The organism is Listeria swaminathanii (genome assembly GCF_014229645.1).
Classification (GTDB): Bacteria; Bacillota; Bacilli; order Lactobacillales; family Listeriaceae; genus Listeria; species Listeria swaminathanii.
The window spans coordinates 1,043,567-1,064,536 of record NZ_JAATOD010000001.1; the positions used below are offsets into that span (position 1 = coordinate 1,043,567).

General features: G+C 37.0%; 25 protein-coding genes and 1 riboswitch. Of the genes, 13 read left to right on the forward strand and 12 right to left on the reverse strand.

All coding sequences use genetic code 11. From position 1 onward, the window contains the following. Positions 1-39 precede the first annotated feature (39 nt). The 4 genes from truB to pnp all read left to right on the forward strand — a co-directional run bounded on the left by truB (position 40) and on the right by pnp (position 4,794). Positions 40-954 carry a tRNA pseudouridine(55) synthase TruB gene (truB, locus tag HCX62_RS05240; RefSeq protein ID WP_185637444.1) on the forward strand — a complete coding sequence of 305 codons (915 nt, stop codon included), beginning with the start codon at positions 40-42 and terminating at the stop codon, positions 952-954. Between the two features lie 70 nt (positions 955-1,024). Further along, positions 1,025-1,969, forward strand: a complete 945-nt coding sequence (locus HCX62_RS05245) for a bifunctional riboflavin kinase/FAD synthetase (protein ID WP_185637447.1) — start codon at positions 1,025-1,027, stop codon at positions 1,967-1,969. 136 nt (positions 1,970-2,105) lie between these two features. Next, complete coding sequence (gene rpsO / locus HCX62_RS05250; RefSeq protein WP_003719603.1) at positions 2,106-2,375, forward strand: 30S ribosomal protein S15; 270 nt, start codon at positions 2,106-2,108, stop codon at positions 2,373-2,375. A gap of 247 nt (positions 2,376-2,622) precedes the next feature. After that, positions 2,623-4,794, forward strand: a complete 2,172-nt coding sequence (gene pnp, locus HCX62_RS05255; protein WP_185637449.1) for a polyribonucleotide nucleotidyltransferase — start codon at positions 2,623-2,625, stop codon at positions 4,792-4,794. Between the two features lie 40 nt (positions 4,795-4,834). Here the strand turns inward: pnp and rsgA are convergent, their stop codons facing one another. The 3 genes from rsgA to HCX62_RS05270 all read right to left on the reverse strand — a co-directional run bounded on the left by rsgA (position 4,835) and on the right by HCX62_RS05270 (position 6,900). After that, positions 4,835-5,875, reverse strand: a complete 1,041-nt coding sequence (gene rsgA / locus HCX62_RS05260) for a ribosome small subunit-dependent GTPase A (protein WP_185637451.1) — start codon at positions 5,873-5,875, stop codon at positions 4,835-4,837. A gap of 161 nt (positions 5,876-6,036) precedes the next feature. Next, on the reverse strand, positions 6,037-6,516 hold the full coding sequence (locus tag HCX62_RS05265; RefSeq protein WP_185637453.1) for an MltG/YceG/YrrL family protein: 480 nt from the start codon (positions 6,514-6,516) through the stop codon (positions 6,037-6,039). 27 nt (positions 6,517-6,543) lie between these two features. Further along, positions 6,544-6,900, reverse strand: coding sequence for a hypothetical protein (locus HCX62_RS05270; protein WP_185637455.1), 357 nt, complete (start codon positions 6,898-6,900; stop codon positions 6,544-6,546). 197 nt (positions 6,901-7,097) lie between these two features. Here HCX62_RS05270 and rpmG point away from each other — a divergent pair, with 197 nt between their 5' ends. The 6 genes from rpmG to HCX62_RS05300 all read left to right on the forward strand — a co-directional run bounded on the left by rpmG (position 7,098) and on the right by HCX62_RS05300 (position 11,922). Then, positions 7,098-7,247, forward strand: coding sequence for a 50S ribosomal protein L33 (gene rpmG, locus HCX62_RS05275; RefSeq protein ID WP_003719608.1), 150 nt, complete (start codon positions 7,098-7,100; stop codon positions 7,245-7,247). Positions 7,248-7,302: 55 nt separating this feature from the next. Continuing rightward, positions 7,303-7,842, forward strand: coding sequence for a 5-formyltetrahydrofolate cyclo-ligase (locus HCX62_RS05280; RefSeq protein WP_185637457.1), 540 nt, complete (start codon positions 7,303-7,305; stop codon positions 7,840-7,842). 98 nt (positions 7,843-7,940) lie between these two features. Continuing rightward, positions 7,941-9,479 (forward strand): rhomboid family intramembrane serine protease, encoded by a 1,539-nt coding sequence (locus tag HCX62_RS05285; protein ID WP_185637459.1) that lies wholly within the window; start codon positions 7,941-7,943, stop codon positions 9,477-9,479. A gap of 12 nt (positions 9,480-9,491) precedes the next feature. After that, entirely contained in the window at positions 9,492-9,704 is a 213-nt protein-coding gene (locus HCX62_RS05290) for a YqgQ family protein (RefSeq protein WP_003771695.1), read from the forward strand. 24 nt (positions 9,705-9,728) lie between these two features. Beyond that, the gene (locus HCX62_RS05295; protein ID WP_185637461.1) at positions 9,729-10,697 is read left to right on the forward strand and encodes an ROK family glucokinase; all 969 of its coding nucleotides are present in this window, start codon (positions 9,729-9,731) and stop codon (positions 10,695-10,697) included. 133 nt (positions 10,698-10,830) lie between these two features. Beyond that, positions 10,831-11,922 carry a YqgU-like beta propeller domain-containing protein gene (locus tag HCX62_RS05300; RefSeq protein ID WP_185637463.1) on the forward strand — a complete coding sequence of 364 codons (1,092 nt, stop codon included), beginning with the start codon at positions 10,831-10,833 and terminating at the stop codon, positions 11,920-11,922. Between the two features lie 17 nt (positions 11,923-11,939). Here HCX62_RS05300 and HCX62_RS05305 read toward each other — a convergent pair whose 3' ends face one another. The 7 genes from HCX62_RS05305 to comGA are packed head-to-tail and all read right to left on the reverse strand — an operon-like array spanning position 11,940 to position 15,748. Further along, positions 11,940-12,257, reverse strand: a complete 318-nt coding sequence (locus tag HCX62_RS05305) for a competence protein ComG (RefSeq protein WP_185637465.1) — start codon at positions 12,255-12,257, stop codon at positions 11,940-11,942. Continuing rightward, positions 12,254-12,721 (reverse strand): competence type IV pilus minor pilin ComGF, encoded by a 468-nt coding sequence (comGF, locus tag HCX62_RS05310; RefSeq protein WP_312025971.1) that lies wholly within the window; start codon positions 12,719-12,721, stop codon positions 12,254-12,256. Before comGF ends, HCX62_RS05305 begins: the two co-directional genes overlap by 4 nt. Next, positions 12,684-12,968 (reverse strand): competence type IV pilus minor pilin ComGE, encoded by a 285-nt coding sequence (gene comGE, locus HCX62_RS05315; RefSeq protein WP_185637469.1) that lies wholly within the window; start codon positions 12,966-12,968, stop codon positions 12,684-12,686. Before comGE ends, comGF begins: the two co-directional genes overlap by 38 nt. After that, a complete protein-coding gene (comGD, locus tag HCX62_RS05320; RefSeq protein WP_185637471.1) occupies positions 12,955-13,383 on the reverse strand; it encodes a competence type IV pilus minor pilin ComGD in 429 nt (142 codons plus the stop codon). Before comGD ends, comGE begins: the two co-directional genes overlap by 14 nt. Then, positions 13,380-13,703, reverse strand: coding sequence for a competence type IV pilus major pilin ComGC (gene comGC / locus HCX62_RS05325; RefSeq protein ID WP_185637473.1), 324 nt, complete (start codon positions 13,701-13,703; stop codon positions 13,380-13,382). Before comGC ends, comGD begins: the two co-directional genes overlap by 4 nt. Before the next feature lie 13 nt (positions 13,704-13,716). Next, positions 13,717-14,748, reverse strand: a complete 1,032-nt coding sequence (comGB, locus tag HCX62_RS05330) for a competence type IV pilus assembly protein ComGB (protein ID WP_185637475.1) — start codon at positions 14,746-14,748, stop codon at positions 13,717-13,719. Next, a complete protein-coding gene (gene comGA, locus HCX62_RS05335; RefSeq protein ID WP_185637477.1) occupies positions 14,726-15,748 on the reverse strand; it encodes a competence type IV pilus ATPase ComGA in 1,023 nt (340 codons plus the stop codon). The genes comGB and comGA overlap by 23 nt, the downstream gene beginning before the upstream one ends. Before the next feature lie 365 nt (positions 15,749-16,113). After that, positions 16,114-16,205: riboswitch (glycine riboswitch) on the forward strand. A gap of 83 nt (positions 16,206-16,288) precedes the next feature. Between comGA and gcvT the strand changes: the two genes are divergently transcribed. The 3 genes from gcvT to gcvPB are packed head-to-tail and all read left to right on the forward strand — an operon-like array spanning position 16,289 to position 20,202. Next, positions 16,289-17,377 (forward strand): glycine cleavage system aminomethyltransferase GcvT, encoded by a 1,089-nt coding sequence (gene gcvT, locus HCX62_RS05340; RefSeq protein WP_185637479.1) that lies wholly within the window; start codon positions 16,289-16,291, stop codon positions 17,375-17,377. Positions 17,378-17,392: 15 nt separating this feature from the next. Beyond that, a complete protein-coding gene (gcvPA, locus tag HCX62_RS05345) occupies positions 17,393-18,739 on the forward strand; it encodes an aminomethyl-transferring glycine dehydrogenase subunit GcvPA (protein WP_185637482.1) in 1,347 nt (448 codons plus the stop codon). Then, entirely contained in the window at positions 18,736-20,202 is a 1,467-nt protein-coding gene (gcvPB, locus tag HCX62_RS05350; RefSeq protein WP_185637484.1) for an aminomethyl-transferring glycine dehydrogenase subunit GcvPB, read from the forward strand. The genes gcvPA and gcvPB overlap by 4 nt, the downstream gene beginning before the upstream one ends. Before the next feature lie 40 nt (positions 20,203-20,242). Here the strand turns inward: gcvPB and HCX62_RS05355 are convergent, their stop codons facing one another. Both HCX62_RS05355 and HCX62_RS05360 read right to left on the reverse strand, forming a co-directional pair. Next, positions 20,243-20,623 (reverse strand): rhodanese-like domain-containing protein, encoded by a 381-nt coding sequence (locus HCX62_RS05355; protein WP_003738872.1) that lies wholly within the window; start codon positions 20,621-20,623, stop codon positions 20,243-20,245. Positions 20,624-20,684: 61 nt separating this feature from the next. After that, positions 20,685-20,957, reverse strand: coding sequence for a hypothetical protein (locus HCX62_RS05360; RefSeq protein ID WP_185637486.1), 273 nt, complete (start codon positions 20,955-20,957; stop codon positions 20,685-20,687). Between the last annotated feature and the right edge of the window lie 13 nt (positions 20,958-20,970).

The following is a 20,970-nucleotide window of genomic DNA, read 5'->3' on the forward strand; positions in this document are numbered from 1 at the left end:
TCATTGTCTTAAACTTTTTTTCTTAGAAGGAGGAGCTTGATGAACGGCATTATCCCACTGTGGAAAGAACGCGGGATGACAAGTCATGATTGCGTTTTTAAATTAAGAAAAATTTTACATACAAAAAAGGTTGGACACACTGGTACGCTTGATCCGGAAGTAGAAGGTGTGCTACCAATTTGTATTGGCCGCGCAACAAAACTCGCGGAATATGTGACCGATGAAGGTAAAGTGTATGTTGCAGAAATAACGCTAGGCAAATCAACTACAACAGAAGATGCGACTGGTGAAACGGTTATGACCAAAGAGCTAGCAGAAATTTCCGCAGCAGAACTTCAAGCGGCACTTACAAAACTCACAGGAAAAATCACCCAAATCCCACCAATGTTTTCTGCTGTAAAAGTTAATGGTAAGAAATTGTATGAATATGCAAGAGCTGGTATAGAGGTAGAACGACCATCCAGACAAGTGGATATTTATTCGTTAACACGTTTAGATGGCGACACAACGCTAAATGCAACGAATCCAACATTTCAATTAGAAATTGCTTGTGGAAAAGGTACTTACATCCGCACACTCGCAGTTATGATCGGCGAACTACTAGGCTACCCAGCGCACATGTCCAAACTAGAACGAACTCGCAGCGGCTTTTTCCAAAAAGAAGATTGCTTGACGCTCGCAGAAATTGACGAAATGATGCAAGCGAATGATAGCGGCTTTTTATATCCACTTGAAAAAGGCATTGAATCGATGGCCAAACTTGTCATTGACGAAGAAACTCACGCAAAAGTACTAAATGGCGGACTTTTACCAAAATCAGTCTTTGCTGCAGTGGAAAATGAACCTCGTGCAGCGCTCATTTTTAATGATAAATTAACCGCAATTTATAAACCTCATCCAGAGAAAAAAGACCTTTGGAAACCAGAGAAGGTTATCGAGTTACATCAAGCGTAGTTATTGCGACCGCAACTTTCTTATATTATGATATGAGAGGAATTCGAATTTAGAGGAGAAGTGGCAAAAAATGAAGACGATATACTTACATCATCCGATTACAACGGACGAGTGGACAGATGTGAAAAAAGTGATGGCGCTCGGCTTTTTCGATGGCGTTCATTTAGGACATCAAGCAGTTATTAAACAAGCGAAAAAAATCGCTAAACAAAAAGGCCTTCAAACCGCCGTTTTAACTTTTGATCCGCATCCATCTGTCGTTTTAAGCAATATCCGCAAACAAGTAAAATATCTTACTCCACTGGAAGATAAAGCTGAAAAAATGGCGGACCTTGGCGTAGATATTATGTATGTAGTTCGCTTTACAACGCAGTTTTCAGAAATATCCCCACAAGACTTTGTTGATAATTACTTAGTTGCTTTAAATGTGGAACACGTCGTAGCAGGTTTCGATTATTCATACGGCAAAAAAGGTGAAGGCAAAATGAACGATTTAGCGAACTATGCAAAAGGTCGTTTTGAGGTCACTGTAGTCGACAAACAAACAGCTGCTAGTGATAAAATAAGCTCGACCAACATTAGACGCGCCATTACAGAAGGCGAACTAGAAGAAGCAAATCAATTATTAGGCTATCCGTACACAACGAAAGGAACTGTCATTCACGGGGATAAACGCGGCAGAACAATTGGTTTTCCAACAGCGAATATTTTAGTGAATGAAGATTACTTAATTCCAAAACTCGGTGTCTACGCAGTGAAATTCCGTGTAAACGGTGAAACGCACTTAGGCATGGCGAGCATTGGCTATAACATCACATTTAAAGATGACCAAGCCCTTTCCATCGAAGTGTATATTCTAGATTTCCACCGCGAAATTTACGGCGAAGAAGCAGAAATTGAATGGTATCAATTTTTCCGCCCAGAGCTTAAATTTAATGGCGTAGAAGGTCTGATTGCTCAGCTAGAAAAAGACGAACAAGATACAAGAGCTTTTTTTGCTAAATTAGAAGATTAAACGACTATTTCTGCTTGCTTTTAGAGCCTAAATAGTGTATCTTTAAATCTGTACGAACAGAACCATTACTTGGCTTTTGCGACTCACCGACGCTTGGCTCAGTAATTGGGGATATTTTAGAAGGAGGTGGAAAGAAATGGCTTTAACTCAAGAACGCAAAAATGAAATTATTGCAGAGTACCGTGTCCATGATACAGATACTGGTTCACCAGAAGTACAAATCGCTGTATTAACTGCTGAAATCAATAGCTTAAATGAACACGTTCGCGTACACAAAAAAGATCATCACTCTTACCGTGGATTAATGAAAATGGTAGGTCACCGTCGTAACCTATTAACTTACCTACGTAAAAAAGATGTTCAACGTTACCGCGAACTTATCAAACGTTTAGGTTTACGTCGATAAAAACCAGACGAAAGCGGGATACCAAAAGTTCCCGCTTTTTTTTGAGTATTAAGTATACTAAATTTTGGAAAACACGGCGAAGAAATGAAACTTTATCGCATGAATCCAAAAACGTGCTTTAAAAAATTGGCTGTTTTTAGCAGGTTTTTGGATTCATGTGTGCTTTAGAAAATCTAAAGTGTGCGTGAACATTCTTATGCATGGTAAAGTTTCTGGTTCGTGTTTCCTAATCAAAGGAGATTAAAATATGTCTGAAAAACAAGTGTTTTCAACAGAATGGGCAGGTAAAACATTATCTGTTGAAGTAGGTCAATTAGCAAAACAAGCAAGCGGGGCAGCATTAATTCGTTATGGTGATACTGTCGTTTTAACAGCAGCAGTAGGTTCTAAAAAACCACGTCCAGGTGACTTTTTCCCACTAACAGTTAACTATGAAGAAAAAATGTATTCCGTTGGTAAAGTTCCCGGTGGATTCTTAAAACGTGAAGGACGTCCAAGCGACCGTGCAACATTAACTGCACGCCTAATTGACCGTCCAATCCGTCCATTATTTGCAGAAGGTTTCCGTAATGAAGTTCAAATTACTTCTACTGTTTTCAGTGTGGATCAAGATTGTTCTCCAGAAATGGCAGCAATGCTTGGATCTTCTGTAGCATTAGTTATTTCTGATATTCCATTTGAAGGACCAATCGCTGGTGTTGACGTTGGTCGTATTGACGGGAAATACGTTATTAACCCAACAATCGAGCAAGCAGAAAAAAGCGATATTAGCTTAACTGTTGCAGGAACTTATGATGCTATCAACATGGTAGAAGCTGGAGCGAAAGAAGTTTCAGAAGAAGCAATGCTAGAAGCAATCATGTTTGGTCACGAAGAAATTAAACGTCTTTGTGAATTCCAACAACAAATCATCGCTGCCGTTGGTAAAGAAAAACGCGAAATCGAACTTTTTGTTAGCGATCCTGAACTTGAAGCAGAAGTAAAAGCAGCAAGTGAAGGCAAAATGAAAACAGCTATCAAAACAGAAGAGAAAAAAGCGCGTGAAGCTGCAATTGATGATGTAAAAGAAGAAATTTTAGAAAGCTATAAAGCGAAAGAATTAGAAAATGAATCTGAAATTCTTAGCGAAGTAGCTCATATTCTTGAAATGATTGAAAAAGACGAAATGCGTCGTCTAATTTCTCAAGACAAAATCCGTCCAGATGGCCGTAAAGTAAACGAAATTCGCCCGCTTTCTTCTGAAGTTGGCATGCTTCCACGTGTCCATGGTTCTGGTTTATTCACTCGTGGCCAAACACAAGCTCTAAGCGTATGTACTCTGGCACCGCTTCGTGAACACCAAATCATTGATGGTCTAGGAACAGAAGAATATAAACGCTTTATGCACCATTACAATTTCCCGCAATTCAGTGTTGGAGAAACTGGTCCTCGTCGTGCCCCGGGTCGTCGTGAAATCGGTCACGGTGCATTAGGTGAACGTGCATTGCAATATGTTATTCCTTCCGAAGAGGAATTCCCATACACAATCCGTTTAGTATCAGAAGTTCTTGAATCTAACGGATCTAGCTCTCAAGCAAGTATTTGTGGTTCTACACTTGCAATGCTTGACGCTGGTGTTCCAATTAAAGCACCAGTTGCAGGTATCGCGATGGGTCTTGTAAAACTTGGCGATGACTACACAATCCTTTCTGATATCCAAGGTATGGAAGATCACTTTGGCGATATGGACTTTAAAGTTGCTGGTACAAAAGACGGTATTACAGCACTTCAAATGGACATCAAAATCGATGGCTTGAGCCGTCAAATTTTGGACGAAGCATTAACACAAGCAAAAGAAGGACGCTTACACATTCTAGAACACTTAACTAGCACAATTAGCGCACCTCGTGAAGAACTTTCTGCTTATGCTCCAAAAATTATTACACTTAACATCAAACCAGAGAAAATTAAAGATGTTATCGGACCTGGTGGAAAACAAATCAATGCAATCATCGAAGAAACTGGCGTAAAAATTGATATCGAACAAGATGGTACAGTTTACATTGCTTCCCAAGATCAAGCAATGAACCGTAAAGCTATTGCCATCATCGAAGACATCGTTCGTGAAGTAGTAGTCGGAGAAGTTTACACTGGTAAAGTTCGTCGTATCGAAAAATTTGGCGCATTTGTTGAATTATTCAAAGGTACAGACGGTTTAGTCCATATCTCTGAATTAGCACATGAACGTGTTGGTAAAGTAGAAGATATCCTTAAACTTGGCGATGAAGTTACTGTTAAAGTTATCGAAGTAGACCAACAAGGTCGCGTTAACTTATCACGTAAAGCTTTGCTTGAGAAAAAAGAACAACCAGAAGGCGACAAAAAACCACAAGCAGAGAAAAAATTCTACCCAAAAACGAAAAAACCAGAATCTAAATAACATAAAAAGCAAGTAGCTCAGGCTACTTGCTTTTTTTTAACTATTTTTTTGGACGGGTTTTAATATGTTTTCGCATTGATTTTTGAATAACTTTCCTGCGGTCAAGTTCTTGTTTAGCAAGAGCAGGGCTGTTTTTTCGCGCATGATAAGCCATTTCACGCTGCAATTTCAACCAGTTTTCGTAGTGTTGCATAGATAAACTGCCATCATCTAAAGCAACTTGAACAGCGCAACCAGGTTCTTGTGTATGGGAGCAATCATGGAAACGACATCCCTCGGCTAATGCCTCTACATCTGAAAAAGTTGTCTCTAACCCGGCTTGATTCAAACCAACCCCGAATTCGCGCATTCCCGGCGTATCAATCACAATCCAACCATTATCAAGCAAATGCATTTCTCGGTGCGTAGTAGTATGTTTTCCTTTACTGTCATCTTCGCGAATACCAGCAGTTTTCATTAAATCAGCACCAGCAAGTGAATTAATAAAGGAAGATTTGCCAACACCAGAAGATCCAAGTAAAACAAGGGTGCTATTAGGCTTCAAATCGCGTTCTAAAGCTTCAAAACCATTATGCGATAAATTATCCACATAATATGCTGGAACGCCATAAGCGACAGTTTCAAGCTGCTGAGCATAGGAAGCTAAATCTTCTGCTAAGTCTGCTTTGGTTAAAATGATAATCGGCGTAGCGCCACTATCCCAAGCGACCGTTAAATATCGTTCTAAACGATTCAAATTAAAGTCATAATTTAAACTCATCACAATAAGCGCATAATCAAAATTCGCCGCAATCAACTGTTCCTCTGAATCCTTATTCATTCGAGTAAAAACCGTTTTTCGCTCTAATACCGAGAGAATTTGCGCTTCATTGCTAACTTCTACAAAATCACCAACTGCAGGCAGGGCAGTAGCGGATAATTCATAAAAATTCCCACGCTTGAGTGAGGCTAAAAATTCACCATCTTCAGTAATCACTCGGTAATAATCTCTGAAAACCGCAGTAACTCTACCATAAGAGGAGGTAGTAGCTATGTCTTGCTCTTTAAAAAAACTTGTAAAACCATATGTTTCTAGTATCAATTTTTCCGCTCCTTTTTTGTTGGGAGCATTCTATAGGTAAAATACCCCCGTTTTAGTTATGAGGTTATTCATTTTTACATTTGCCATAATTCATCATCCTTTCTTTCTTAAATAATAACATAAAAAAGGAAACAAGCTCTATACTTGTTTCCTTTTTTTAATTAATTTTTATGTGCTAAAATTTTAGCAATTGTTTCATAGCTCATATCACTTTTGAGAGTATAGCTACCATCACGAATGTACTTTTCGTAATTATTGTCTCGTAAGTATTTATCGAAATCTGAAGAACTCTTAACAATACCATTTGCTTGAAGTTCATCACCAGCTTTAGAAGATGGATCTCCACTAGAAATTGTTAAAGTATAACTTTTAACTTTTTTCGCTTCTTCAGCTTTCTTTTTAGCAGCGTCATCTGCTTTTTTCTTCGCTTCAGTTTCTTTTGCTTTTTCCACTTCTTGCTCAGCTAATAATTTTTCGTATTTGGTTTTCCATGTGCTTGAATTTTCATCAGAACCAGCTTTTGTTGATGCGGCTTTTGTTTCATCTGCTTTAGTCTGAGTCGAGAAAAACTGATTATAAACCAGTAAGACAACAGCAGATATTAAGAAACCTAGCGCCAACATCCGTAAGTTTTTCTTCACAGATAGGCTCCTCCTTTAAAATTTAAATCAATGTTTCAAATATTCTTCAATGATTTTTTCTACTTCTTCTTTAGGCAAGGATGACTGTTCGGCAATTTCTGATGTAACGATTCCAGAAGTATAAAGTGTAATCACTTGTTTTTTCATCAATTCGCGAACTTTAGGACTATCAGGAACTTGCTCGGCTTCAACGCTTGGGCTATCCATTTTCATTGCTTTTTCTAGTTCAGTGACACGTTGTTTTAGTTCAAAGTTTTCTTGCATCCACTGAGCAGCAACATCTTCCAGTTCTTTTTCTAATTGTTTATTGTCACCTTTTTGAAGAAATGAGATAACAAATAGCGCAATAGCAGCAATTAGTAAGATAATTATGACTGTGGTCATGGGTTTTATACACACCTCTCTTCCATAAACTCTACTACTAGTTATAGCATAATTTACCTTAAAACACCATCCGAAATAAGGTTTTGTAAAGAAAATAAAAAGAAAATGCATAGAGTCCTTGCAACAACTCTTTAAAAATGATATTATTATACAGGTTTAGTAAATAAATTCGTCAGTCGGAGTTGGAGGGAAAAATAATGCGCGTTAATATTACTTTAGAATGCACTGAATGCGGTGATCGTAATTATATCACTACTAAAAATAAGCGTGAAAATCCGGAACGTATTGAATTAAAAAAATATTGTCCAAGATTGCGCCGTGTAACTTTACACCGCGAAACTAAGTAAGCAGCAGGATCTCCATTCTGTTGCTTTTTTTATTAGCCAAAAGGGGGAAGTCAAGATGGAAGACAAACGCCTAATTAGAGAGAAGATTTTACGTAATTTAAATAGCATCGATAAAGTAGAACATCGCGAACGTTCTATTAAATTAGCAGAAAAACTATTCTTATTACCAGAATGGAAAAATGCTAAGGTGATTGGTATAACTTTAGCAAGACATCCTGAAATTGAAACAGAAACAATTATCCTGCAAGCGAAAAAAGAAAACAAAACAGTTTTAATTCCAAAAACATATTATCCTAGCAGAAAAATGGAATTTAAAAAGATGGATTCCGTACATCCACTTGTAAAAACAAAGTTCGGTATTTTAGAACCTAATGAATTAGCGGAGACGGTGGCTAAAAATGAGATCGACTTACTAATCGTTCCAGGTGTTGCTTTCAATAAAGACCACTATAGAATCGGCTTTGGCGGCGGATTTTACGACAGGTTCCTAACTGATTTTGAAGAGGCGACAGTATCTTTATACTTATATGAACAAAAAATGGAGTTTATGCCAGAAAGCCATGATAAACCAGTTTCTATCTTAATTGAAGGATAAGGAAAAATAATTCTATAGAAAATAGGGTGGATTGTTTACAACACCCTTTTTTTTGCGTATAGTAGTAAATATAATTTGTAATGAAAGCAGGGAATTTTTTGAGCTTCCAAGAACAATATGTCTTCTGGCGCCTAACTAATTATTTCTTGGGTGTTGAAAAATACCGTTTAATCCATCTTCATGAGGAGAAACAAGAACTTTGGTTAGAAAATACAAGCCAGAAAAAGAGACCAGTCATTCGTATCCAAATGAAAGAACTAAGTTGGGCTAATGTGGTGGAACGCGATGTGACACACACTTTACATGTTACTGAAAATCTTCGTAAGCAAATGGGGCGCTTGAAACTGCCTCTTGTGAATATTTATATAACACCATTTGAACCAATGGGTGATATTTCGCCTTTTTTTGGACAGGCCATTGCATCTCCAAATGAAAAAGTGAAACTAGAAAATATTTTACTAGCGAACGAACAGATGAGAGAGCATCTAGATATACTTATTGAAACCTTAGAATTACCCGAAGAAGCTTTTATACTTCCAGATGAAATAACAAAAGAACTAGTATCAAAAGAGCGAGAACAAGTAATCGCATATATAACTACCAAAGTAAATGAAGAACAAAAAGTTGCCAGAAATTCAAAACCAATCGTTACATTTACTTTCATTGGACTTTTAATCGCAGCATTTTTGTGGATAGCTTTCCAAGGCGGAACGGCGAATTCGTTCAACTTAATTAAATGGGGTGGGAAATTCAATCCACTTATTTATGCAGGTGAATGGTGGCGCTTTATTTCACCAATCTTCCTCCACAGCGGATTAATGCATTTAGCCTCCAATGCGATTATGTTATACATTGTTGGTGCATGGGCAGAGCGTATTTATGGTAAATGGCGTTATATCCTAATTCTTCTTCTAGGAGGGATTTGCGGAAATATAGCCAGCTTTGCGCTAAATATGAATTTATCTGTTGGTGCCAGTACCGCAGTCTTTGCTGTAATGGGAGCACTACTTTATTTAGTTGTTTTAAAACCAAATCTATATGCAAAAACAATTGGTGTCAGTATTGCCTCGCTTGTCGCAATCAATTTGCTAATCGATGTATTCTCTACGCAAATTGATATTGCTGGACATATTGGTGGATTAGTTGGTGGTTTCTTGCTTGCGGGCGCGTTATCACTACCAAAACAATTTTTCCATTGGCGCCGAATTGCATACGGTATTTCTTTATTAGCAGTAACGATTTTATTTTTATATTTTGGCTACCAAAAAGGAGAACGACCATACGATCCAATGCAAGCTAATGTAGCTGTGCAGCAATATCTGCAAGAACAAAATGAAAAAGAAGCAACGAAAATCACAGATACTCTAATTGCAAGCGGAAGCGCTGATGGCTACTCCTATACTTATGCCGCATCTATGGCTTTACAAAACAAGCAAGTAGATAAGGCGGAAGCGATGGCTAAAGAAGCAATTAGTATGGATAAAGACATCCCAGAGGCCCATTATTATTTATCCGTTTGCTACAGATTAAAAGGCGATATGCCGAATGCGATTAAAGAAGCAAACAGTGCCAGACAGTTATCGAGCAATCCATTTTTTGATTCTTATTACGATGAGTTAGAAAATATCAAAGAATAAGAGGTTTTTAATGTGAAAACAGTTTATGATGTTGCCCAATTACTTAGAAAGCATGGCATTATTGTTTATTTAGGGAAGCGACAATATGACATCGAAATGATGGAATATGAGGTTACAGAACTTTTTAAACATAATATATTAGATAGAGAAATTTTTGCTAGAGCTAGAAGTATATTGAAACAAGAATTAATCAAAGAACAACGAAAAAATAGTAGTTTAAATTAAATTGATTATAAGGAGAACAGCAGAATGAACAAAAAATTAATTGGTGTAGATTTAGGCGGGACAACAGCAAAATTAGCTATTTTAACAAAAGAAGGCGACATTGAAGAAAAATGGACTATTGACACAAACATTGAAGACAAAGGTGCTCATATTGTAAAAAATATCGGGGACTCGATCAATCAAAAATTAACGGATTTACAACTTGATAATGATACTTTTTATGGTATTGGCATGGGAACACCAGGAACAGTTAATTATGAAACTGGAACAGTGAAAGGTGCATACAACTTAGGTTGGGCTGAAGAACAAAACGTTAGTGAAGATTTAGAAAATATTACTGGTTTAAAAATAATATTAGATAATGATGCGAATGTTGCGGCCCTTGGTGAACGCTGGAAAGGTGCAGGAGAAGGTGGCGCAAATGTTGTGTTCGTAACTCTTGGAACAGGCGTTGGCGGCGGGATTTTTGCAGAAGGTAAAATTTTACATGGTATCCGTGGTGCAGCAGGTGAAATCGGCCATGTAACAGTGGTTCCGGAAAATGGTTATGATTGTACTTGTGGTAAAAAAGGTTGTTTAGAAACTGTAGCATCTGCAACTGGGATTGTTCGTGTAGCTAAAGATTTAGCGAAAGAATTTACTGGTAACTCAGCACTCAAGGACGCTATAGACAAAAATGAAACAATTACTTCTAAATTGATTTTTGAACTAGGTGCAGAGAATGATGCTCTAGCAAATGAAACTATTGACAAAATTTCTTTCTATTTGGCTTTAGCGCTTAGTCATATTGGAAATATGTTAAACCCTGAGAAAATTATTATCGGCGGGGGCGTTTCAGCAGCAGGCGATCAGCTATTAACACCGGTTAAAACTTATTTTGAAACAATGGTTTTCCCAGCAGTTAAAGAATCCACTAAATTATCTATTGCGACAAAAGGGAATGACGCAGGGATAATTGGAGCTGCATGGTTAGCACTACCAAATGAAGATTAATATTAATTTGTATAAGCTACAATAACACTCCATTATTGTAGCTTGTTTTATCAAGATAATCTTTCTATAACGCATTGTTTTAGCTTCCTATGAAAAGGGTAAAATTTTAGCATAGAGAGATTGGAGGCCAGAGATGAAAAAATCAAATGCTTTTTTGCTAATTACCTTATTGATGGGATTGGTTTTTATCTCTTTTGGTTGCTCGGAGGAAAAAGAAACGCCAAAAAAGACTACAAAAGAAGTGCAAGGTGTTGAAATTAAAACTAAAGAATTCCAGCGAGTAGTTGGTTGGCTGTCAAAAGATTCTGTTTTGCTGCAAACTAAAAAGTCTGGAGTTACGTATTTTGATGAATTGAATATTTATAATAAGAAGAAACGTGCTATTTTTAATACAAAGGAGTCTATTTCTGAGGTCCAAATTAGTCCAGATTATCGTAACATCTTGCTATATTCTGCTGAATCAGATAAAAAAGCGACGATGCGAATAATTGCTTTGAATGACGGTTCAACTGTATCATCTCGGGCGACAAAGCCATTAACAACCACGTTTTATTGGAATGATGAATCACCGGAAAAGATAATGTTTGTCACGTATAGCCCGGAATGGGATTTTCAAATAGAAAATTGGGACTATACTTTAAATCAAGTGGATAAAATTGAGTTAGCATCACCATTTATTTCATGGTATGGCGATAATTTGGTAATTTCGAATAACAAAGATAAACGAGACGATGAGATAGGCAATCTCTATTTGCAAGATATTAGAGATAAAGCTACTAAAAATTTAATCGTAGCCAATATTATGCAATTCGCTGTACATGATAATGTGCTACTAACTATTGAGAAATCTTCTGATGAAAAACTATTGTATGATTTTAGGACGATTGGATTTCAAAATTTCTATTCTTATAGTGCTGCACGTGAGTATGATGAATTAGGCACATTTGTCCCGTATTTTGATACAAACTTTGATAAAAATACCTTTTTAACATTTGTTCCATATAAAAGCGCTAAAATTGGTAGCGGACAAAAAGAATATAAGTTGGTAAAAATTGATCCTACGAATAATAAAGAATCGACCGTGTTGGATTTAATGGATAATCAGCCTCTTTTATCCTATGAAACAGGAGATTTGGTGCTTTATGGTTATTTATTTGATAAAGTTATCGATACCAAAACTGGCAAAATGTATAATTTAATTAACACACCAAATAAATCTTTTTAAACAACGAATTCCTCATTTCAGGGATTCGTTGTTTTTGTTAAAGTGTAACCATTTTGCAAAGTTATTTTGCAGTTGAATGCAGCTAAACTGCTATCTGTTGCTTGGCAAGTTACATCGGCATCACCATAATTGATTGTAAAATCTCCTGAAAGCAGGGATGATTCCTTCGTTTGTATTAAAGCTAAATTTAACTTAGTGGACGCTAAATAATAATTTTGGATCATTTTTTCATATTGAATTTGTGTTTTGAAAATAGAAGCACTACCGGTAACAATTAAGATAGTAATAAAAGCAATGAATATTGTAAATGGGAGTGTGAAGGCATTTGTCTTCATGGATGTTGTTTCGCTTCTGGTAATGGGAATACCGAGGTGTATATCCGTTCATTAGCATCTTGCACTTGTAGGTCTAATTGACGCTCTTTTTTTGTCAGTTGATAGTCTTTTACTTGAGTAAGCAGAGGTTCGTGTCCTTTTCCGTTTACTTGGCGCCGAATCAAATCACGGTATTTAGAATAGGTAATTTGATCTTTTCCATTATTGAAAGAGAGTGTATTTCCATCTACTTGAATATTACTCGCTTTTTCTAATTCTAGTCGCGTTTGAATCAAAAAAAGTTGCCATTCTGTTGTTTGATCGATGTTGCTAAGCTGAATAGTTTTGTTATAGCATTCAAAAAATAATGGAATAAGGGAGCTAATACTCAAAATAATTGTAATGGATAGGATTGTTTCGAGCAGAGTAAAAGCGGATGAACCATTTCTATAAAACGCATTTCTGTTCTGTTTTATTTTTAGCACAGATCTGGATACCTCCTTGATAAGGAAAACTTTTAATTGGATCTTCATTAAAGTTAATAGGAACGCTTTTATGACGCAGTAGTTCACTATGTTCAAACATTTGCTGATAAAGTTTACTAGTTTCTTTTTGCTGGTCTAATTTTTCAAAAATGGTCATAGCTGTTGGTAATAAGAAACTACAAACCACAGAAAATAGCAGGAGGGAGACCATGCTTTCTACTAAAGAGAATCCATTAATTTTGCTCAATTCTAAAACGCCCCTTTCCAATTTGGAATATTAGTTTGTAGCTGTTAGCCGAACTCGCAAAACGAATAGTTGAGAAACGATTAATGGATCCATCTGAGCCGGAATAACGAAAAGTTTCTGTTTTAGACTGTGTTAATTTTATTGTTTCTGCAAACGACGTAGTGGCGAGTGTGCGTGAATTAGTTGAAGCAACAAGCTGATTTCCAACGGGGTTAAACGAGATAGTCGTATCTTCATTTGTTGTTATGGCATTGATTTGGGCCAAGTAGATGGTGGCTTTGACTTCTTCTAAAAGCTGTTTTTCTGTGAGCGTCGAAAGTGTTTTGGAAATAGGGAGAATAGTTAACGTAATCAAGGTAAAGCTAATGGATAATACGAGTAGCATTTCTAGTAATGTAAATCCGTTAGTTTTCATTTTTTCTCAGAAACATTTCCAGAACTATCAATTTTAATACTATTTCCATTTGGGCATGACTTTTGATTTGCTTTTAAATAGCCGCCACTCACTAAATCTGCAACAGAGGGCATCGTGTTTTTATCTAATTGATAGGCCTGAACTTGCCCTTGAACCATAGATATAAATGCCTCGCAGCCTTTGTTATTGATGGATTTGCTTTGGTTTACGATATTAGGAATGGTTAGAAGTAGTAAAACACTGACTACTAATAATACAATTAGCATTTCAACTAAGGTAAAGCCACGCTCATCTCGCCAATCTATTTTTAGTTTTAACATTAAAAGTCCTCCTTTAAATTTGGTTTACCATAGAAAACATCGGATAGAGAATAGATAGATAAATAGATATAATTAATACGCCAATAATCATAAAAACGATGGGTTGAATAAATGAGAATAATTTTTCTGTCTTCTGAAGTGATTTATGATGACACAGATTATAATAAAATAAGAATTCTTCGGCTAAATTACCATTTTTTTCGCCGTGAATAGCAATGTAATAAAGTTCTGTTTCGAATATGGGCATTTTTTCTAGTGCTTTGGTTAGCGGTAAGCCTTGTTCAAGAACGGGAAGAATTCGTTGGGCGATAGCTTGAAAGAATGCGGGTGATTCTTCTAGTGCGAACAGTTGCATAATATGAGTTATCGAGAGACCGCTTTTCAGAAGATAGCCTAATTCGCGTGAAAAATATTGCGAATAATGAATTCTTAAAAACTGCCGGATATATGGAATACGACAATAAAAGCGAGCGCGTTCGTAGGCGTTTTTTTGGTTTTGCTTCCTGATAATAAAACTAACAATAAGAAAGAGGCTGAGTAAGAAAAGACCTAATAAAATTGGGACTTTTTCCAGTAAGAAATAAGTGAAATTAGATCCAAGTGATCCATTAGTTGATAGTTGAGAAAATAAAAGTTCGAATTTAGGTAAAAGGAAAATTCGAAGTAAGAAAAATACAACGATAACGGTAGAGAATAAGACTAATGGATATTGAAAAGTCTTCATTAAGGCGCTTTTTTCTTCAGCTTTTCTTTTCATATGGATGCCGGTTTCATGAATCGTTTGCGTAACGTAACCGTGGCTAGACGCGTAATGAAGTTGCGAACAAATAAATTCAGGAAAGCCATTTTGTGAAAGCGCATAGGAAAAGGAATTACCGAGAGCGAGCGAACTGATTATCAGTTCATATCTTTTGCTGTATTTTGGTGAAGTAATACTTAAATAACTAATGGATGCTTCAAGGGAGAATCCTTTTTCTAGTAAATTGGCTATTCTAATTAAAAATTCACTGTCGTCTTTCCAATTAATCCGCTGAAAAAAAGCCATAAGTAACTCCTTTCTGATAGATTGTTTGCACGGGATTTCTTGGTTTGATGTGCTCTTTTTTTGTACGGAAGTAGCTAGTTATATCTTGTTTAGTTAGAATTTCATAGATTGCTGTTCTTTTTCGGCCTAAATGTGTACAAAGCGGATGGCATTTAGCGCCGCAAAAGACACATTGGAGGTGAACTAGTTGTTGAAAACTGATGCCAAGCAAGCATTGCGCTAATTCTTCAGAGCTAATACCGAATTCAAGCAGTCTTAATAAAACGCCATAAGCATTCCCGGCGTGGACTGTACTTAATACTAAATGCCCCGTTAAAGCAGCGCGTATAACTATTTTGGCAGTTTCTGCATCTCGAATTTCGCCGATAATTAGGATATCAGGATCATGACGCAAGACAGAACGAATAATAGGCGCATAAGTGATATTTGCTTTTTCGTTGATTTCGATTTGAAGGAAACCAGGCGAATAATGTTCAACAGGATCTTCAATAGTAATGATTTGCAATTCCTCTTTATTTTCTATAGAGGAGACTAAACTATACATAGAACTTGATTTACCACTACCCGTACTGCCTGAAAAGAGGAATAAGCCTGTTTGGTTTTTACATTGTTGCAGAATTTGTTTCGTGGATTTTGGAAACACGCTAGATTTTAAAAATGGAATAGGGTACTTATATCGGAAAATCCGAATAACCATACTTTCATGAAAATCTTTGTTAGGCATTGTGGAAAGTCTTAAAGCGATATTTTCTGTAGTAGTACTTTTTTCAAAACTCCCCGATTGAGGCCTCCTTTTTTCGCTTATATCCAATGCTGCTTGGAATTTGAGAAAGGAAATTAATTTTGCTCCTACATCAAGTGGAAGGTAGAGCAGCGGAATCAATGTTCCGTTTACTCTAAGGCGAAGTAAGTAACGATTTGATAACGGGTGAATATGGACATCACTGGCATTGACACGGAGCGCTTGAGTTATAATATGATCTGTCATTTTTTGCGGCATATGAACCTCCTTACAAGTCATATTCTACACATCCACAAGAATTCCTTTGCATCTAATTTTTTCACAAAAATGAAAATATGATTTTGGTGATTAAAAAGACGCATATCTAGCCTAAATGAGAATGAAAATAGTAAATTTAAATCATTTAAGCTAGCGAAAAAAGTTTTTTCGGGTTTCTACACTTTTCACAATCTATGTGCAATTAGTAACATGCGTATAATCGGACGTTGACAACCCGATAAAGCCCTTACATTCCGAACCAATATTAAAAATAAAGAAAATTTTAGCTTTAAAACTAATTATTTGCCGAACAATACAACTCATGATAAGCTATAGAAAAGGCAAATACATAATAGAATTAGCGGGTGAATGTAAACAGAGAGACTGTGGAAAGCAGCGCCGACGGGGAAAGCATTTTTTATGTGAAACTCTCAGGCAAAAGGATGTTTACGGGACGCAACTCTGGAGTCATTTTTATGTTACGACAGGGCTTATGGATCATATAAGCCTTTTTGTTATGTGAAAAAGGAGGATATAATTATGACGGAATTACTAAAAACACCGATTCATCCACTTTATGCGAAATACGGTGCGAAAACCATTGATTTTGGCGGATGGGATTTACCAGTACAATTTGCTGGGATAAAAGCAGAACATGAAGCCGTGCGAACTAATGCAGGGTTATTTGATGTATCTCACATGGGCGAAATTTTAGTGAAAGGACCTGATAGCACTGCGTATTTACAGTATTTGCTATCGAATGACATAGAAAAAATAAAAATTGGAAAAGCACAATATAATATTATGTGCTATGAAACTGGTGGAACAGTAGACGATTTAGTTGTTTACAAGAAATCAGAAATGGAATACATACTGGTTGTCAATGCGGCAAATACGGAAAAAGATTTTGAGTGGATGGTACAACATGTACGCGGAGACGTTACTGTTACTAATGTATCTGCGGAATATGGGCAATTAGCTTTGCAAGGCCCAAATGCGGAGAAAATCCTAGCAAAACTAACAGACGTTGATTTAAGTTCCATCAGCTTCTTTGGATTTGTGGAAGATGCGGATGTAGCTGGAGTGAAAACGATTATTTCAAGAAGTGGCTACACGGGAGAAGACGGATTTGAAATTTACATGCAAAGCGCAGAAGCTGGAAAAGTATTTGAAGCGATTTTAGCAGAAGGTGTGGCGCCAATTGGCTTAGGGGCACGTGATACACTTCGTCTTGAAGCTGTACTCGCACTCTACGGACAAGAATTAAATCAAGAAATTACGCCACTTGAAGCAGGACTTAATTTTGCTGTGAAATTGAAAAAAGAAGCAGATTTTATAGGTAAAGAAGCGCTTATCAAGCAAAAAGAAGCCGGTTTAACAAGAAAATTAGTCGGTATTGAATTGATTGAACGAGGTATTCCACGTCATGATTACCCAGTCTTTTTAAATGATAAAGAAATTGGTATTGTTACTTCAGGTACGCAATCACCGACGCTAGGAACAAATATTGGTTTAGCTTTAATAGACACTGCTTATACAGAATTAGGCCAAGAATTAGAAGTAGGCATACGAAATAAAAAAATAAAAGCAAAAGTAGTACCAACACCATTTTATAAACGCGCAAAGTAAAAAGGAGGAAATAATATGGCAAAACATCGTTATTTACCAATGACGGAACAAGATGAAAAAGAAATGCTTGATGTGATAGGGGTTAAGTCGATTGATGACTTATTTCAAGACATTCCAGAAAAAATTAGATTTAAGCGGAATTATGATTTAAAACCAGCGAAATCAGAACCAGCTCTTTTACGCGAATTATCTAAACTTGCTTCTAAAAATGCTAATACAACTGAATATGCATCCTTTTTAGGGGCGGGTGTGTACAGTCATTATATTCCTACAGTGGTAGATCATGTTATTTCTCGTTCGGAATTCTATACAGCTTATACGCCTTATCAGCCGGAAATTTCGCAAGGGGAACTGCAAGCGATTTTTGAGTTCCAAACGATGATTGCGGAATTAACAGGGATGGATTTAGCGAATTCTTCGATGTATGATGGCGGGACGGCGCTTGCAGAAGCAGCAATGCTAGCAAGTGGACATACAAAACGCAAAAAAATCCTTATTTCTGGAGCGGTTCATCCAGAAAGTATCAATGTGTTAAAAACCTATGCAACTGGTCAACATATTGAGGTAGAAGTTATTCCGGAAGTAGACGGGAAAACTGATATCGCGGCTTTGAAAAAAGCACTTTCGGATGATATCGCAGGTTTTGTTGTGCAATATCCTAACTTTTATGGACAAGTGGAGCCTTTAGCAGAGTTAGAAGAATTGGTGCATGACAATAATTCTTTACTGCTCGTTTCCAGTAATCCGCTATCCCTTGGTTTACTTACACCACCGGGAGAATTCGGCGCGGATATTGTTGTTGGTGACTCTCAAGTGTTTGGTATTCCTGAATCATTCGGCGGGCCGCACTGTGGTTTCTTTGCTGTAACAACTAAATTAATGCGTAAAGTTCCCGGACGCTTAGTTGGAGAAACAGTAGATGAAAACGGGAAACGTGGTTACGTACTAACATTGCAAGCGCGCGAACAACATATTCGCCGCGATAAAGCGACATCTAATATTTGTTCCAACCAAGCTTTAAATGCATTAGCTTCGTCTGTTGCAATGGCGACTCTCGGTAAAGCAGGGCTAGTAGAAATGGCGAAACAAAATCTGGATAAATCGCATTATGCCAAACAGCAATTCCGCGAACATGGCTTTGAAGTGCTATTTTCTGACGGCTTTTTCAATGAATTTGTCGTGAAACTTTCGAAACCAATCAAAGAAGTGAACGAATCACTTTTAGATGAAGGAATTATTGGTGGATATGATCTTGGTTTTTATGATGCTAAATACGAACAACATATGCTTGTTGCTGTAACAGAAATGCGCACAAAAGAGGAAATTGATGCCTTTGTGGCGAGCTTGGAGGGTGTAAAATGAATTTAGAAGAAACAATGCCGTTAGTTTTTGAACGCTCGATTCCAGGAAGAATTGGTTTTAGTTTGCCAGAAAGTGATGTTCCAGAAACAAATGCTAGTGATTATTTTGATCAAGCCTATATTCGTTCTACTCCAGCAGATTTGCCTGAATTGAGTGAACTAGAAATTATGCGTCATTATACGAATTTATCCAACCATAATTTCGGTGTAGATTCTGGTTTTTATCCGCTTGGTTCTTGTACGATGAAATATAATCCCAAAATCAATGAAAAAGTAGCGCGATTCCCCGGATTTGCCAATATTCATCCAAATCAACCAGAAAGCTCTGTTCAAGGCGCGCTGGAACTACTATATGATTTACAAACAAGTTTAGTTGAAATTACTGGCATGGATGAAGTAACTCTGCAACCAGCCGCTGGAGCACACGGCGAATGGACAGGCTTAATGCTCATTCGTGCTTTCCATGAAAAAAATGGCGATACAAAGCGGACTAAAGTAATCATCCCGGACTCCGCGCACGGAACGAACCCAGCTTCCGCAGCAGTTGCGGGCTTTGATGTTGTCACAGTTAAATCCAACGAAAAAGGACTTGTCGATGTTGCTGATTTGAAAAAAGTAGTAGGCGAGGATACTGCCGCGCTAATGTTAACAAATCCAAATACACTTGGACTTTTCGAAAAAGATATTGTTGAAATGGCAGAAATTGTCCATGCGGCAGGTGGTAAATTATATTATGATGGCGCCAACCTAAACGCAATCATGGCAAAAGTTAGACCGGGAGATATGGGTTTTGATGTAGTTCACTTGAATTTACACAAAACATTTACTGGGCCTCACGGTGGTGGTGGCCCGGGTTCTGGTCCAATCGGCGTAAAAAAAGATTTAATTCCATTCTTGCCGACACCAGTCCTTACAAAAAAAGAAGAAGTTTACACATTTGATTACAATTATCCAGATTCTATTGGCCGTGTGAAGCCGTATTACGGGAACTTTGGCATTAATGTTCGCGCATATACGTACATTCGTACAATGGGGCCAGATGGTTTGAAATTAGTGACGGAATATGCCGTTTTAAATGCTAACTATATGATGCGCAAACTACAAGAAGCGTATGATCTACCATTTGACCAAGTTTGTAAGCACGAATTTGTTCTAAGTGGTAATAGACAGAAAAAACTTGGCGTCCGCACAATCGATATTGCTAAACGTTTGTTAGACCATAATTTCCATCCACCAACTGTTTATTTCCCGTTAATCGTTGGCGAAGCAATTATGATTGAACCAACCGAAACAGAGTCCAAAGAAACGCTCGATTCATTTATCGATACGATGTTGAAAATTGCTAAAGAAGCAGAAGAAAACCCTGAAATTGTTCAAGATGCACCACATAGCACTTATGTGAAACGCTTAGATGAAACAAGAGCTGCAAGAAAACCAATTTTACGTTATCAAAAAGAAGTATAAAAAGAAGCCTTGCTGTGAAACTTCACGGCAAGGCTTTTTCTTATTTAGATTTAGTTTTTCCTGTCCATTTACGGTAGCCGCCTTTAAGCTGATACACTTGTTTGTAGCCGCGTTTATAAAGCATGATTGCTGCACGGTTACTACGTTGTGCTGTTTGGCAGTATAAGTAAACTGGTAAATCTTGACGAATTTCTGTTGTACGATTTTTCATTTGCGTAACTGGGATATTTCTAGCTCCGAGAATATGTCCAGCGTCGAATTCGTTTGGCTCGCGAACATCAATTAACTGTGCTTTACGATAACCTTTTTTAAATTCTTCTTCAGTTAAAACTTTTAGTGCTTTGCGTCGCATTACAAACTGGTAAATTTCGTATCCTAAAAGAATAACCAGAATGATAATTGCTATAATCCAACTAATCAATTGTGTAAACCCCTTTCATCCTGAAAACTGCTTTTTCTAAAGCATCCTTTTCTATTATAACTTATTTTTTGCCACCATCAATCACTTTGAAAGAAGATTTTCGTTTTTTCTTCGTTTTTTTCTTTGGATCATGTAAATTTTTCGATTGTTTCACTGCTTTTTGATAATTGCTGTCCGTTTTTCTGTTAGTAAATAAACGAAGCAGAAGGGTAAAAATAAGAGCACCGACTAAAAAGGATATAATCAATACGAAAAATGATTTAAAACCACCCATCAAAAGCCCAATCCCAACAAGTACAAGTAAGAAAATAACAATAAGAGGATATTTCTTCAAATGAATTCCACTC